Here is a 15,135-nt window from a genome sequence, read left to right on the forward strand (position 1 = left end):
CGCTTTGTTCGGTTATTCACTCTACAGTATGATCGAATAAATCAAGATGGTTTCATATGATACAATTAATGTTAACGATGGTTTACTTTTTTAGCTATGTAATCGCCTGTATATTGCAACAGGAATACAATTAAAATTAATAAAATAAGGACAGCATTCATGATGAAGGTATCATAACCAACATAGCCGTATTGGTAGCCAATCTGTCCCAGTCCGCCGGCCCCAACAGCGCCACCCATAGCCGAATAACCTACAAGTGTAATTAACGTTATTGTCACATTGTTTACCAGTGAGGGTAATGCCTCCGGAAGCAACACTTTAAAGACCACCTGCTGTGTACTTGCGCCCATGGCTCTGGCAGCTTCAATTAATCCATGGGGGATTTCCAATAAGCTGTTCTCTACCAATCGTGCAATAAAAGGAGCTGCGCCAATGCTTAAAGGGACCAATGCTGCTGACATACCAATGGATGTTCCTACGAGCTGACGTGTAAATGGAATCATCCATACAATGAGAATAATGAATGGAATAGATCTGAACACGTTCACTAGCAAGGAAACAATCTGGTGCATGGTTTTGTTTTCCAACAACTGATGTTTTCTGGTCAAGAATAGGTAGATTCCAAGCGGAAGTCCGAGCACAAAACCAAAGAAACCTGACAGGAAAGTCATCATTAATGTTTCGAGTGTTCCTGATAATAGTAAATCTAGTACTTGATCAGACATAACCTAATATTTTAGTTTGCGGATGCTGTTCTTTTAAATAGGAGAGACTCGCCGTTATGTTGTCGGTATCACCTGACAATTCGGCTAATATAACGCCAAACTTCATTTCGCCAATGTAATCGATCTGTGCGGTAATAATATTTGTTTTAACCTGATATTGGCGTTCCAAATGTTGTATAAACGGAATAGAATCTTCACTGGAGGTCATGTAAATCTCGACAAGTGGATTGCCCCTGTCTTTTAACCGCTCCTGAAAACCTAAGGGAATATCGACCTGCAAAGAAGATTGGATAAAGTTTTTGGTAGTTTCCTGCTGCGGATTTGCGAAAATGGTTTCAACAGAACCGCTCTCAATTAAAATTCCCTGATCCAGTACTGCGACTTGATCACATATTCTTTTGATCACATCCATTTCATGGGTAATCAATAAGATGGTCAGTCCAAGTTGCTTATTGATTTTTTTTAATAAGGTGAGGATGGATTTTGTTGTTGCAGGATCCAGGGCGCTGGTAGCCTCGTCACAGAGTAGAATATGGGGGGCATTTGCCAGTGCACGAGCTATAGCGACCCGTTGTTTCTGTCCTCCGGATAGATTTGCCGGATAACTCTCCGCTTTATCTTCCAGTCCAACCAGGCTTAGCAGCTCTGAAACTTTTTGACGGATAAATGCCTTTGATTTACGTTCCAGTTGTAATGGAAAAGATATGTTCTCAGAGACTGTTAGTGATGACAAGAGATTGAAATGTTGGAAGATCATTCCGATATTTCTTCGTTTCATCATTAAATCTTTGGAAGACATCGACATCAGATCCTCATTCTCAATAATGACTTGACCTGTGTCCGGTCTTTCCAAGAGATTGACACAACGAATCAATGTGCTTTTGCCGGCACCTGAAGCCCCTATGACGCCAAATATTTCTCCCTTGGCAATGGATAGGGAGAGACTCTTCAATGCATCTATTCGTTTGGATTTAACCTCGAATGATTTAGATATGTTGTTTAGTTGAATCATTGACCCTATAGGGATTTATGCATTTATGTTAACAAAGTGGATGCCGATATAAATGTACACAAATGCGGTTGATAAATTACAATGAAATGACGAAAAAAATAGCCGTAAACCGATCTTTCCGGACAAAAAATAAAAACAGGAAAGATCGGTCTATAGCAGCAGGATGTTAGGATAGGGAGTGAGCAGATATCACTTGTTTCCCAGATCCAAGTCCTTCGATACCATATTCAATAATATCGCCATCGCGAAGGAAGCGTTGTGGGGATTTTCCCATACCCGAACCGGCTGGTGAGCCTGTTGAGATGATGTCACCCGGAAGTAGGGACATGAACTGACTTAAATACGATATAAGCTTTGGAACACGATAAATAAAATCGCTTGTGTTGCCATCTTGCATCAAGTCGCCATTTAATTTAAGCCAAATTCTCATATTATCGACATCTTGAATTTCATCTTTTGTGGCGATAAAAGGACCAATAGGAGCGAATGTATCACAACCTTTACCTTTGTCCCAGGTGCCGCCTCTTTCGATCTGAAACTCCCGTTCAGTAACATCGTTATGCAGCACATAGCCAAAAACATAATCCAAGGCTTCTTCTTCACTAACATAGGAAGCTTTCTTACCTATAACGATAGCAAGTTCTGTTTCCCAATCGGATTTCACGGAGTTTTTAGGTAGTGTAATACCATCGAAAGGACCGTTAAATGCCGAAACAGATTTCATGAAAACAATAGGTTCTGCTGCTTGCTGCAATTTGGTTTCCTTAACGTGATCGTCGAAGTTGAGTCCAACACAGAGAATTTTGGAAGGAGCCTCCAAAGGAGTGCCGATACGTTCATCTGCAGCGATCTCTTTTAGACTTTCACGATTCTGTTCTACATATACTTGAAGTTTCTCCAAATTTGCCGTATTTGCAAAGAAATCACGGTTATATTGAAAATTTCCTTCTGAAACATCATATTTCTTTTCATTTAAAATGACTCCCGCCTTTTCGGAGCCCTTTGCGCCATATCTAAAAATCTTCATAAGCCGCAAATATACGGATTTTGTCCCAAAAAGGGTCGAAATTAAGGCGAATTAACAGTTAACCGATGTGTAAATTATCTATACAATTATTGTCCAAAGTCGGGTATTTAAAGGGGAATTTTTCCTGAAGTATCTTTTTATTACTCACCCATGTGCCATTGAGTATCATTTCCTGACCTTTTTTTCCAAGAAACAGCTTAATCAAGAATGCAGGAGCAGGAAAAGGTATGTAGCATATTCCGTACCGCCGCCTTGCAATGCGTCTGGTGAATTGACCAAGCGGCATCGGATCAGAGGAACAGGCATTGTATACACCAACAAGGGCATTGTTTTGTATAGCAAATAGCAGCATTCGGGTGAGGTCTTCCATGTGGATCCAACTTAACATCTGTTTACCTGAGCCCAGGATAGGGTTGACCCGAAAACGTAACAGTTGGTTGACTTCTTTCAATAATCCCTGGTCTTTACTGATCACTACACCAAATCGGAAGACAACGAGTCTTTTCCCTAAGGTTTCAATAGGCTTTACGCTGTCTTCCCAAAGCTTACAGACCCAGGATAAAAAATCACCACCTTGGGGATCTCCCTCTTCAAAGGGTTTTTTATGATAACTGTCATCGGCGCCATACCAGCCGGTTGCTGATGCTGATATAACGGCTTTTACTTGGTTTGGGACCTGTTTTAATGTCTGATAAAGCAGTTGTCCACTTTCCACTCTGCTCGATATAATTTCTTGTTGATAAGCCTTGGTCCAACGTGATCCATTGAGATGGGCGCCTGCTAGATTGATGATATAATCCGCTTCCTGTATCGACTTTATATCAATAACTTGTTTTCTGGGGTTCCAATGAACATATCGAACGTTAGCTTGTGGAGGATAGGCCTTCGGATCCCGTGTGAAGATGATTACTTCATAGAAGTTGGCGACCAGTAATTTGGTCAAATGAAGGCCAATGGCACCTGTTCCTCCTGTAATGATTACTTTTTCCATGGGTTAAATCTCAACTTATTTGATCTCGATATCTTTATTATTCTCCCTAATTATCTTTTGTATGGTTAGCCTGATGCTCCTCCTAATATACTATTTTGAATCAATAAATGAAGGGATAATTTAAGGTTTATCTTTCAAAAAAAAACAGTTTTGAAGGATTTCGTTGGTAATTGATATTTCCCTGTCAAGATAGAGTGGCCAAATGGGAGAGGTCATAAAAAAGGTCCGTCTGCGTTGCGGACGAACCTTTTGGTATGGAAACCGATCTCTTCGAGATATTGGTCTCTTTTATTGTATCGTTTGGATTGTACTTCCACATGTTAGCATCTGGGCGCCATAGTATGGATTTTTGACGTCCTTATTGAGGCTCAACCAAGTTGCTCCTTTGCCACCGTTAAACATGGGGCATTTTTGTTGATAAACTGGCAGTGCAGGTTTGGAGTTTTTTGCCAGCTTATAGACCTCTTCGGAGAGCGATACAAATGCCACGCGTTGTTTTGCAAGATCATTCGCCTCCTGGAGCGCCTTGCTGTGCTGTGTTATGCTGTTTGCCTGTGCTTTCCATGCTTGTTGCTCGGCAGGAGTTAAGTCAGACGATTTTAACGTCGTCAGGAGGCCTGCAAGTTTTGCAGCACCTGTCGCTACTGTCTTATGATCTGAGGCAACCAGTGCATCTTTTAATTGGAAATACTGGTCATAAATCGGCTGGAAGTTGCCTGACTTAGCGACAGATGAGGATCCTATGTTTTCTTCTTTGCTTTCAGGAGTATTTTCAGGGTTGGCGGGAGGAGCACTTAAGGTTCTGTCATATTGACAACAGCCATGCAGGTCGGCATAAGTCGTTGCCGGAGCCAGGTATTTTTCATTGTCATAACCCGCCAATGCAACCTTTTTCAAAATGGCATCCAGCGAGGTTTTTTCGGCATTAAAGGAGACATTTGCTGTCTGGTTATCCTCGTTCCAAACTACTTTGGAGTCCGCGGAGTTTCCAGCTTTTTCTATTGTTTTTTTACACATCCCACAATTGCCGCTTATTTTGACGGTTTGGGTTGTCATCGTATTATCCTGTGCATAGCTGTATATGCTGGTAGCTAAAAGGCAGGCTGTTATGATATTATTGAGAAGTCTCATGTGTTCTGAATGTTGTAATACGTGTATGGATCCCTGCGGAATGCGATCTGTTTTCGTTGATCGGGATAGGGCAGGTTCTTTAAATTAATAAGGAGATTTACTTTTCCAAAAAAGCATTCTCTGTGTTATCTAGGCTATTTTAGGGGGAACCCAAGGGTAAAAATAACCATCTGAAAGATAGACGGACAATAGACTGCTATATAATCTTTTAAAGATTGAAAAGGAAATTTTTGGCAGCTGAACGGGAGGAGTAGAGATCGCTAATATACTTGTCGCTGAGGCGCAATGACAACTACAATCCCGGCATTGTTTGTGGTGCTGACATAACTGCTTTTTCTTCGCTTTTTGGCAGCAATCAAGTTTTTTGCTTGCATGATCCCGACTGTCTATAGGACAGGTTTCTGCCTTGCTTTGATGGCAGGAAAATACCGCAGTCGGCTTGGCCCATAAGCCAAGAAAAAGAATTAGTCCGATGAGATATTTTAGTACCACCACAGTTCAAATATAGCTTTTTTTGAATAAGTATTAAATCCGCCATCGAGATGGCTGTTTCTTATTCCAGGTGCGGACTTTGCAGTGCTCGTGGCTGCAGTATGGAAAACGCATGTTATGGGCGGAGAATCTGGGTAGGAATGAGAGGGGTATATTACATAGAAGCGTAGTAAACAGATCAAATGGTTTACTACGCTTCTTTTATTATTTAAGTTGGGCGAGGAATTCGTTAGAACTTAAAGTTTGATAAGAAACCCGGTTTCTTCCAGGTCTTTTTATATTCGTCTGCCAGTGCACTATGGTCTGAATAAGCCAGTACTTCATTGAGTAAACTGTGTGCTTTTTTTAGGTTCCCCGTTTTGTAATTAACAAGTGCTTCAGCCAACTTTATGGATTCACAGTCGTCATCATAGCCCCATTCATTTTGTGCATAGATGCCGTTAAAGACCATTACATTGCGATTGATTTCGGCCAGGTTTTCCTGTTCAGCAAGCAACATGATTCCGAATTTTAACCAAAGTACATAATCTTCGGGATCCATGACGGTGGCAACCCAAGCATCATGACGTTGAAATACTTCTGCACCCGATCTAAATTCGGAGAGAAAATAGTGCCCTTTGATAATCAGATATAAAGTCTTTGCTTTGTCAAAGTCATCGATGATAAATTCCTTTTTATTTTTGAGGTAAGTTTGTGCTGCAGCAACGATAGCGCTATAGTCGGATATCTCATTGTAAAGCTGCATGAGGATATACTGCGGTTGTGCTTCATGCGGATATTGCTGTGCCATATCTGAATAATACTGGATACGGTAATCACGATCGTTAGGCTCAAGGATATCATAAATAATACCCTCCACTCCATTTTTAGCGGCCTCAAAATCCCTATAATGATAGTCGTTTAGCGTAGGGTGATTGATGTAGAACTGATAGATGTGCTCCAGAAGATATTGTGCTTCTCCCTGTATATCAGAAGAAAGTCCCAGATGATAATTTACTTCAAGCTGATACACAAACATTTGATAGCAACTTGGGAATACCAGATCTGATTCATCCTCAGTAGATTGATCTTCCATTAGCTCATTACGCATTTCATCAAGGTCGCTCAAAGTGACTTGGTAAGTGTCGAAATATAGTACGAGGGCGTCTTTTAAACGGTCATAATCCTCCAATTTCGACAATGCGTCTGTTCGTGTCTGATGTAGTTCTTCAAAGTCTGAGTAGTTTAGCCCTTCAGTTGCGACTTGATAACTCTCTTCGAGGAGATCCACATTCTTTAATGCAATTGCCAGGTTATTGCAATTCATTGCACGATTGTGGTTTCCACCGAAATAATCACTTTCATATTTTCCCTGTTCGAAATAAGCTGCAAAGGCATCATAGGCTTGGCGGTAAACAGCAAGGTAAAGCTGTCTCAGCGCCAGTGTATCTTCAGCTGACAGGGTATCTAATTCATCGACAAAGTCAGACAAGTGAATCGCTTCATTATAGAGATCACGTGGTAAGTCATCGAACGTTGGAACCTGTGTATATACTTCGCCTTTTACTAAGTACGTACATTCGACAAGACGGCGCCAAGATGTTGCATTCCAATGTCTTTCGCCCAACTGATAGAGGTAAGGTAAGGCTGCTTGATGTTGTCCATCGTCATAAAGGTATGCGGCAGCAAAATGATAGCCGACGTATAAGTCGGGATATTCGTCAATCAGTTTTAGTGCGTGTAGATAATAATAGTCTAGCGGTATCCCAATATCTTCTGAATAATTGCGTTCAATGATAAGCTGGTAATAGAACACCTCAGGATTTTCATAACCGTCGGCAATAAGCTCTTCAAAGCGACCATGCCATTTGACCAGTTCCTTATGGATATGGGCCGCTGAATTATCGCCCTTAATAAGTTTTAATAATGCTTTTAAGGCCAGATCTATATCTTTGTTTTCATAAGCGATCTCTGCAAGGTCCACATATTGCATTTCACTACCAGTGACAAAACGATCAAATTGCTCTCCTATTAAAGCCGTTAGCGCTGCACCTGAAATCTGTTTGCTGCGGTCTAGAAGGTATATTTTTTTTATCCAGAATATGGAGAAATTTTGATCGGCAGCTTCGCGATCGTCCTTAAAAGTTTCATTGAAATAACCGATCCCCTCATCCAATAAAGCTAATAGGGCGGTATCATCCTGAAGGCTCTCATAAATATCTGCAAGGAAGCCGTAGCCATAGGGAGCCATTTTAGGTATTTCGATCAACTTTTTTGCGTAACCGATAAATTGGTCTTTGTTGTTCTCGTCGATGTGTTTTCTTGGACGATTGATCTGCGCTAAGCTAGCTTGGTTGCCTAAGACGTAATTGAGCATGTGATAGAGCGTTGTTTCATTTTCTGGCTCTACCTGGAGTGCTTTTTGGAGGTAGGGGATCATCTTCTCCTGTATGATATCAAAAATAGCTTCGTGTCCATCGTAAAATACTTGGTCATGATAGGCAACCGCGAGATGTGTCCAGAGTGGGACATCCTGGTCGTTTTGCTTTAATTGATTTTCACCTTCTATAATAAACAGATCAAGGTCACCACTGTAGAACAAATCGTAAATATTTTTCTCTTCCATTATTTGCTTATTTCTTTTGTTGTTTTTACTAATATGTTAAATTTTATTGAAAAGTTATTTCGATAGGGTAAGTTTTACGAACTTATCACCATCCCATTGAAAATATTCTTCTCTTTTCAAAATGCGATAGTCGGGGTCAAGGGTGCTATCATCTTTCGCTTCACCTTCTTCGATGTATTTATAGATCAATTGGTTATTTCTTTTGTGTTCTGAGGGAAATAGGATTTTTTCATCGTAATAAAAGACGCCAGCATCACTAACGGAGTACCTATTGGGGAGGTTGATCAATTTCTGACCAGTCCAGGCCATGTAATTATACTCGGTGGGAACTCCGCAGGCACCGGATAAAAATTCCATGCGTAAGATTTGCTTTACGTTATTTAGTCCCATAGCTGGTAGCAACTTACTTTGTGAGCTTAGCTGACCAGAGAATACAAATGGGTAAGATTGACTGGTGATTAATGAATCATGTGCATCCAATAATTTAACTGTGGTTAAATAGTGGTCCTGTTGTCCCTCATTTTGTTGTTTGATGAAACGTTCAAAGCCGAATAAATACTGGAGGCCGTCATTGTTGGTCTGCTTACCGAGCGCCAATAACCCGAGCCAGATGAAACCCTGTTTAAGCTGACCATCGCTATGATAGCTGATCTGATACCATGGAGCATAAAAATTTTTGATGGTATTACCTTTAAAAGGGGCACTGGCAATGGTGATATTTTTGCCAAGTGTCAGTGAGTCTACCACTTTCGTGTTGAGTCCCGGCCCAGAGCGTATGTAGGCCTTTTCAACAAAAATGGAAGCTGTTTGTCCTTTTTCGATATTCCATAAGTTAAAATCATCTTCAAATGTGATGCCGTCCTGTGCTTTTAATAGCATGGGAAATAGACCTAAACATAGTATCGCAAAACTTGCCGTTTTCATTTTTATTCTGTTCACTATTGCAAAAATAGTAGAATTTAGGGGCATGCTTATCACTGGTTTCAGGTATTTTCTTGCCAGTGATATAACGCATCGCAAGCCTTGTAAGATAACAGGTCAGCGGAAATAGATTTTATGATTTTCAAAACAATTTTGTCTTAAATGTGGTATCTTAAGACGTGAAAGTTTATACAGCTAATAAATGCTATTTTAGACGAATAATAGGAATTTATGAAAGAAAAAAAAGGTCAAAAACAGCAAGTAAGTGCGCTATTTGATCGTTATAGGAATCAATTAGATAATCCCGAATATGTAGAAATTGAACTTTTGGTTTTAATTGTCGCGATAATTCGACCAAAAAAAGTTCAGTTATTCTATCAGGTTGATATCCAGTTTTTTCTTGATTTTCTACAGGAGTCAGCGGATTGCAGGAATCAATTTATTTACTACCTTAAACGGGTTCTCAGGCAAAGAGATCTTGATCAACTGGTGTCTGATACGGGCATTATCAGTTATGCAGATTTTATCTATGAGCTCAGGAAGCGGATAACAGAACGTTATTTACCCTATCAACCAGCAAAATCAACCTTACAATATTTGCTGAATCAGGTATTTTACTCCCCCAAAGATGCGGATTGGATATCCACTATTTCAGCCGAGCAATTGTATGAACTATTTCGGCTATGTGAGTTTAATTCCATTTATGATGATCAAACGGGTTTTGAAATGATTGAGATCTTGTATGGGATCGAGCTGTTGGTACAACGTATTACTGGCCGGGCAATGGAAACTGACGTCAATAAAATGGTGCCCGAGTTTCAGAATTTCGATAGCCCCTTTATCGCAATTATGCGAGAGTTTACGGAGTTAAATGACCGTATTTTGCAATCGGAGAGGAAATACATCAGCTCAGAAGATCTTTCGTATAAACAGTTACTCGTGCTTCATCGACAATGTGAGGCCTATATAGAAACCGCATTTGGTAATTCGCACCGTTTTGGTATTTCTATTAAGGTGAATCAGTCCTTATTGCGGATCCGTCAGCAACTTGAGCGTATCAAAGAGATGATCTCTTTTTTGGTGATTGATATGGAATCCCAAAAAGTAGAGAAGACGATTCATCTGGCGAAAACGGTTATTGGTTATAATTCGAGAAAAAGCAATATACGTAAATTAATAGGGCAGAGTACTCAATTGTTGGCTTACGAAATTACGCATCATACCGCACAGACAGGTGAACATTATATTACCTCAACCAACCAGGAATATTGGAAGATGTTTCGCTCTGCCTGTGGAGGGGGCGTAATTGTTGGTGGGATGTGTATTGTGAAATTACTGTTGGGAAAAGTCGGTACGAGTGAATTCGGACATGCATTTTTGTATAGCCTGAATTATGCGATTGGCTTCACGGTTATTTATCTTTTTGGCGCTACCTTAGCGACCAAGCAACCGGCGATGACGGCCTCATCGCTGGTGAGCGCTATCGAACAGGGGGCGGCAGATCAAGGTGTCGACAGGCACCGGTATTGGATATTTGCGCAATATTTCGCGCGTTTATTTCGCTCGCAGTTTATCGCTTTTGTAGGGAACGTGATTATGGCATTTCCCGTCAGCCTGCTGTTCGTATGGGGGATACAGCAACTCACAGGTGTGAATATTGCAAGTGCCAAATGGTTGCATTTGGTCGATGATTTAAATCCCGCCAAAACACCTGTCATCTTGCATGCTTCCATTGCCGGCGTATTTCTATTTCTGTCGGGGATTATCGCCGGCAGTATTTCAAATCGCGATAAACATAATTCGGTTTACTATAGGATTCAGGAGCATCCCTGGTTGAAGAAGTTGTTCGGAAAAACAAAGACCGATAAGATCGCCGCCTTTTATGAAAAGAAATGGGCCGGAATTGTATCAAATCTTTGGTTTGGTGTTTTTATGGGGTCAACAGCTTCCATAGGCATGTTTCTCGGTTTAAATTTGGATATTCGGCATATCACTTTTGCAAGCGGTAATTTGGCGCTTGGTCTTTTTGGGCATCAGATGGAATTATCCACAGATATCTGGATATGGGGAATTCTGGGTATAGGAATTATCGGACTTTTTAATTTTTTGGTGAGCTTTGGACTGTCGTTGGTACTCGCATTCCGTTCGAGAAACCTGTCTTCTAAAGAGCTGACGAAAATGGCGAAAGCGGTATGGATTTATTTTAAGATGAATCCCAAGTCGTTCTTTTTTCCACCTAAATCTAAAGAATAAAGTTGTTAAGTCTTTGGGTACTCCCACTGCACAGGCGATGTCAGATTTGGTAAGGCATTGCAAAAATTTAGTAATTTCTGTAGATTACTGGTATGAATAATATAATTATAGTGCTTGGTGCTCCAAATGATGCTAGGGGCAATCTATCTCAGATCGCTCAGGACAGGCTGAATTGTGCCTACAATTTATATCAGGCAAATGGTAGTTTTCGGATTGTATGCACCGGAGGTTTTGGAGCGCATTTTAATCCCACGGAAAAACCACATTATTTTTATGCACAAAAATTCCTTATCGAAAAAGGGATTCCGGATCATGCTATCGCCACAGGTGTCCCCTCGACCAATACCATAACGGATTTTCAATTATCGAAGAAATTGATTGTAGAGGAAAACCCGGACATCTTAATTATAATAACGTCTGACTTTCATATTGAAAGGGCTCAAATTCTTTACAAACGATATATCGCTTATCCTAAAGTTGTATTTATCCCTGCCATCTCATCCTTATCGAAAGCTGAACTAGTACCGCTGATTGAACATGAATCATGTGCTGTAAAAAGGTTAAAGGAAGAGGAGGTTTAGCAGATCATTTGCTTCTTACAGCAGAAACAAAAAAAGCTCAACATTAGTTGAGCTTTTTGTAGTCTTGGCGGAAGAGGCGGGATTCGAACCCGCGGTACCGTTTCCAGTACGACAGTTTAGCAAACTGTTCCTTTCGGCCACTCAGGCACCCTTCCGTGTTTTGACATTGCAAACATAAGGCAATTATTTGAATCTGCAAAGCCTAAATATCAAAAAAAATGCAAAAAAAACGTAACGTTACAATAAGCATTTGAATTTCAATTTGTTGTTTAGCAATTAAAATTACATTGTTTTTTTACTCAAATCATAATCCACCCGAACATGGTAGATACTTTTGAGCATAGCCTTGAAAATAACGGCCGATTCGGTGATATCTTTCAATGTGATATTACTATTGTTGAACTGTCCGCGCATCAATTTGTGTTCAATTATTTTATCAACCAGATTATTGATAGACTCCTCCGAGGGTTCTTTTAAAGCTCTGGATGCTGCTTCAACTGAGTCGGCCATCATCAGTACTGCCGTTTCTTTAGAGAAAGGGATGGGGCCGGGGTAGGTAAATAAAGATTCGTCCACGAGTTTGTCTGGATTATTTTTAACAAATAAATTGTAAAAATAGTCTACACGTGTGGTACCGTGGTGTGTTCGGATAAAGTCAAGGATAACCTCGGGAAGCTGATGTTTCTTGGCGACATCAACACCTTTGATGACATGGGAGATGATGATCTGTGCACTTTGCTCGGGAGAGAGTTCATCATGCGGATTTTTCTCTGTTTTTTGATTCTCAATGAAAAATTGCGGATTGGTCAATTTACCGATGTCATGGTACAAGGCACCAGCACGGACCAATAAGGGATTACCCCCGATTTTATAAATTGCGGCTTCCGCCAGGTTGGCTACCTGTAGGGAGTGCTGAAAAGTGCCTGGAGCTTTAAAAGAAAGTTCCCGCAATAATTTGGAGTTACTATTGGTAAGTTCCATCAAAGTTAAATCGGAAACAATGCCAAAGAGTTTCTCGAAGGCATAGATCATTGGATAGGCGAGCAGCGTGATCATAACACTTACCAGGAAAGGAAGGAGGTCTGTCCAGTAAATGGTATCAATAGAGCCATTTCTTGTGACCACTAATCCAATGTAAGCGATCCAGTATGTCCCCAGGATGATCGCTGATGAAACGAACAACTGTTCCCGTTTGACCAATGTCTTGATGCTGTATATCGCGACGATGCCCGCCATAAATTGTAAAAAGACAAACTCAAAACTGTTTGGTACAAATAGCCCCGCCAATAGGACCATCAATAGATGGATGTTCAATGCGACTCTGGTGTCGAATAGGATACGAATGATAATGGGGACCGCACAAAATGGAATATAGTATAGGTTTGGTATTTTGATCTTGATAGCCCAGGAAAGCACAGCAAGCATACCGATGATGACGATCATAATAATCATCAATAACCTGTTGTTGAAATAGATGTCTTTACGGAAAAGAAACAGAAATACCATGAGTATGGAAAGAGCAAGGGATATAATGAGAAATTGCCCTAGGGTTACATAGTTTTGATTTCCACTTATTTTCCCTTCGTCTTCATATACCTTGCGTAGCGATTCTAGCTTTTGGTAAGTCTCATTGGATATAATCTTTTCTTTTTCAGCGATCAGTTCACCTTTTTGGACAACCCCCCGGGTAGCGGATATATTGGCGATGGCATTTTGTTCCAAGGCTTCGGTCTGCTGGTCGTTATAAATATAATTAATCGTGATATAGTTTTTTAATGTTTCCTCTAACCAGCCTTTTTGTTTTATTTTGGTCAGCTTAGGCATTAATTCGTCCATATAGCCATAGGAGCTTTCGATCGTATAGCAATCCGCTGTGTTTTTTTGCGAGGCAACTTTATCTTGTATTAAGGTAAAATTGTAATGTTTTGAAGCCGGAGATTTTTCGTTGTTGCGGTTTTGAAACCGATTATTCAACGAGAGTATCCCTTTTCCATAGAGATGGTTTAATATCGCATTTCCGGCACTGCGGTAATCGTTTATATTTTCATGTGTCGTGTCGAGTTTGCTACTTTGCCATTTTTCGGACAGATCCGTATTGAACTGATCAATCTGTTCTTTGCTTGTTGTTGTATTGGCGTTATAAATTGGCTGGATCGTATTCAATATGCCTTTTTTGTCCGCATTGAGCTCCTCCTGCGTCTTCAGGATCGCAAAATTGTAAGGGGATATTAAATTTTCATGGTTCCATACTTTCCCTTTCTGGAATTCATAACGGAATCGCGGTTGTTTGGGAAGAAAAATACAGATCAGAACGATGGTGATCAATATTAGTCCAATTTTTCGGATGAGATTTTCGGTCGTGTTTAATTCTCTTTTATATTTTATTTTTAATCTTCCCACAGTGAACGATGTTTTTATATAAAGTTAATATACAAATGTAGTTATAATTTATTTTTTTGTGGATTCTGCCGAATGCGATTTGAATCATGTTAAATGTAGTGAATGCTGTGTTGAACGGAAAATACTTGTTATCTTTGCAAAAAAAACACAACATGTCAACAAAATCACATCTAATTGCACCATCCGTTCTTGCTGCAGACTTCGCAAAACTATACGATGATATCATCATGGTAAACAATAGTGAGGCTGATTGGTTTCATATCGATATTATGGACGGCGTTTTTGTGCCGAATATCTCGTTTGGATTTCCGGTTATGCAAGCTATTGCGAAACATGCCACCAAACCATTGGATGTACATTTGATGATTGTTGATCCTGATCGTTATTTACAGGTATGTAAGGATTCAGGAGCAGAAATAATTACCGTACATTATGAGGCTTGTACGCATCTGCACCGTACATTGGCGGCAATCAAAGAGTTAGGCTGTAAAGCTGGTGTTGCATTGAACCCACATACACCTGTAGCACTTTTGAAAGATGTTTTGGCCGATCTAGATCTTGTGTGCCTGATGTCTGTCAATCCTGGGTTCGGTGGACAGAAGTTTATTACAAATACGTATGCCAAAGTACAGGAACTCCGTGGAATGGCTAAAGGTGTCAACGATGGTTTGCTGATTGAAATTGATGGAGGAGTTACCACTGCTAACGCCGCTCAACTATTAAAAGCTGGTGCAGATGTATTGGTTGCAGGTTCTTTTGTATTCAATGCTGCGGCGCCTTTGGATACCATTAAATCGCTGAAAGATATCGATATAAATATAGAAAATATATAAAGATAAGAAGAGGTGATTTAGTAAAATAAATCGCCTCTTTTTTTTAGATGGATAACACGAAAAAAATAGTTTCAAAAAAAATGGCTGGATTGCATAAGTTCTGTTTAGAACAATTCCAAATTGATTTAAATAAATGGAATGCATGCGTTTAAAGTTGGATTTTC

11 protein-coding genes and 1 tRNA gene are annotated in these 15,135 nt (G+C 40.1%); 3 read left to right on the forward strand and 9 right to left on the reverse strand.

Annotated features, from left to right (window positions below; translation table 11 throughout):
- Positions 1 to 71: 71 nt before the first annotated feature.
- From metI to ABFX33_RS12620, 7 genes are all read right to left on the reverse strand, one after another.
- Positions 72 to 725: a methionine ABC transporter permease MetI gene (metI, locus tag ABFX33_RS12590; RefSeq protein WP_346086311.1), complete on the reverse strand. Its 654-nt coding sequence runs from the start codon at positions 723 to 725 to the stop codon at positions 72 to 74.
- Entirely contained in the window at positions 718 to 1,737 is a 1,020-nt protein-coding gene (locus ABFX33_RS12595) for a methionine ABC transporter ATP-binding protein (protein ID WP_346086312.1), read from the reverse strand. Before ABFX33_RS12595 ends, metI begins: the two co-directional genes overlap by 8 nt.
- Before the next feature lie 166 nt (positions 1,738 to 1,903).
- On the reverse strand, positions 1,904 to 2,764 hold the full coding sequence (locus ABFX33_RS12600; protein WP_257089919.1) for a fumarylacetoacetate hydrolase family protein: 861 nt from the start codon (positions 2,762 to 2,764) through the stop codon (positions 1,904 to 1,906).
- A 58-nt stretch (positions 2,765 to 2,822) separates the two neighbouring features.
- On the reverse strand, positions 2,823 to 3,755 hold the full coding sequence (locus ABFX33_RS12605; RefSeq protein WP_346086313.1) for a TIGR01777 family oxidoreductase: 933 nt from the start codon (positions 3,753 to 3,755) through the stop codon (positions 2,823 to 2,825).
- Between the two features lie 288 nt (positions 3,756 to 4,043).
- Positions 4,044 to 4,886: a DUF3347 domain-containing protein gene (locus ABFX33_RS12610; RefSeq protein WP_346086314.1), complete on the reverse strand. Its 843-nt coding sequence runs from the start codon at positions 4,884 to 4,886 to the stop codon at positions 4,044 to 4,046.
- Positions 4,887 to 5,607: 721 nt separating this feature from the next.
- Entirely contained in the window at positions 5,608 to 7,983 is a 2,376-nt protein-coding gene (locus tag ABFX33_RS12615; RefSeq protein WP_346086315.1) for a hypothetical protein, read from the reverse strand.
- Between the two features lie 54 nt (positions 7,984 to 8,037).
- The gene (locus ABFX33_RS12620) at positions 8,038 to 8,907 is read right to left on the reverse strand and encodes a hypothetical protein (protein WP_346086316.1); all 870 of its coding nucleotides are present in this window, start codon (positions 8,905 to 8,907) and stop codon (positions 8,038 to 8,040) included.
- Between the two features lie 228 nt (positions 8,908 to 9,135).
- Here ABFX33_RS12620 and ABFX33_RS12625 point away from each other — a divergent pair, with 228 nt between their 5' ends.
- The gene (locus ABFX33_RS12625) at positions 9,136 to 11,157 is read left to right on the forward strand and encodes a hypothetical protein (protein WP_346086317.1); all 2,022 of its coding nucleotides are present in this window, start codon (positions 9,136 to 9,138) and stop codon (positions 11,155 to 11,157) included.
- Between the two features lie 92 nt (positions 11,158 to 11,249).
- Positions 11,250 to 11,738: a YdcF family protein gene (locus ABFX33_RS12630; RefSeq protein WP_346086318.1), complete on the forward strand. Its 489-nt coding sequence runs from the start codon at positions 11,250 to 11,252 to the stop codon at positions 11,736 to 11,738.
- A 65-nt stretch (positions 11,739 to 11,803) separates the two neighbouring features.
- On the opposite strand, the gene ABFX33_RS12635 is transcribed toward ABFX33_RS12630, so the two are convergent.
- Both ABFX33_RS12635 and ABFX33_RS12640 read right to left on the reverse strand, forming a co-directional pair.
- A tRNA-Ser gene (locus ABFX33_RS12635) sits at positions 11,804 to 11,893 on the reverse strand.
- A gap of 127 nt (positions 11,894 to 12,020) precedes the next feature.
- The gene (locus tag ABFX33_RS12640; protein WP_346086319.1) at positions 12,021 to 14,138 is read right to left on the reverse strand and encodes an HD family phosphohydrolase; all 2,118 of its coding nucleotides are present in this window, start codon (positions 14,136 to 14,138) and stop codon (positions 12,021 to 12,023) included.
- Positions 14,139 to 14,290: 152 nt separating this feature from the next.
- On the opposite strand from ABFX33_RS12640, the gene rpe reads away from it, so the two are divergent.
- Positions 14,291 to 14,971 (forward strand): ribulose-phosphate 3-epimerase, encoded by a 681-nt coding sequence (gene rpe / locus ABFX33_RS12645; RefSeq protein WP_257089937.1) that lies wholly within the window; start codon positions 14,291 to 14,293, stop codon positions 14,969 to 14,971.
- Positions 14,972 to 15,135: the final 164 nt, after the last annotated feature.

The organism is Sphingobacterium ginsenosidimutans, assembly GCF_039536865.1.
Taxonomy (GTDB): domain Bacteria; phylum Bacteroidota; class Bacteroidia; order Sphingobacteriales; family Sphingobacteriaceae; genus Sphingobacterium; species Sphingobacterium detergens.

Bases quoted from the DNA above. Each gene is read 5' to 3' on its own strand.
- metI (WP_346086311.1), bottom strand. From the start codon at position 725: ATGTCTGATCAAGTACTAGATTTACTATTATCAGGAACACTCGAAACA.
- ABFX33_RS12595 (WP_346086312.1), bottom strand. From the start codon at position 1,737: ATGATTCAACTAAACAACATATCTAAATCATTCGAGGTTAAATCCAAA.
- ABFX33_RS12600 (WP_257089919.1), bottom strand. From the start codon at position 2,764: ATGAAGATTTTTAGATATGGCGCAAAGGGCTCCGAAAAGGCGGGAGTC.
- ABFX33_RS12605 (WP_346086313.1), bottom strand. From the start codon at position 3,755: ATGGAAAAAGTAATCATTACAGGAGGAACAGGTGCCATTGGCCTTCAT.
- ABFX33_RS12610 (WP_346086314.1), bottom strand. From the start codon at position 4,886: ATGAGACTTCTCAATAATATCATAACAGCCTGCCTTTTAGCTACCAGC.
- ABFX33_RS12615 (WP_346086315.1), bottom strand. From the start codon at position 7,983: ATGGAAGAGAAAAATATTTACGATTTGTTCTACAGTGGTGACCTTGAT.
- ABFX33_RS12620 (WP_346086316.1), bottom strand. From the start codon at position 8,907: ATGAAAACGGCAAGTTTTGCGATACTATGTTTAGGTCTATTTCCCATG.
- ABFX33_RS12625 (WP_346086317.1), top strand. From the start codon at position 9,136: ATGAAAGAAAAAAAAGGTCAAAAACAGCAAGTAAGTGCGCTATTTGAT.
- ABFX33_RS12630 (WP_346086318.1), top strand. From the start codon at position 11,250: ATGAATAATATAATTATAGTGCTTGGTGCTCCAAATGATGCTAGGGGC.
- rpe (WP_257089937.1), top strand. From the start codon at position 14,291: ATGTCAACAAAATCACATCTAATTGCACCATCCGTTCTTGCTGCAGAC.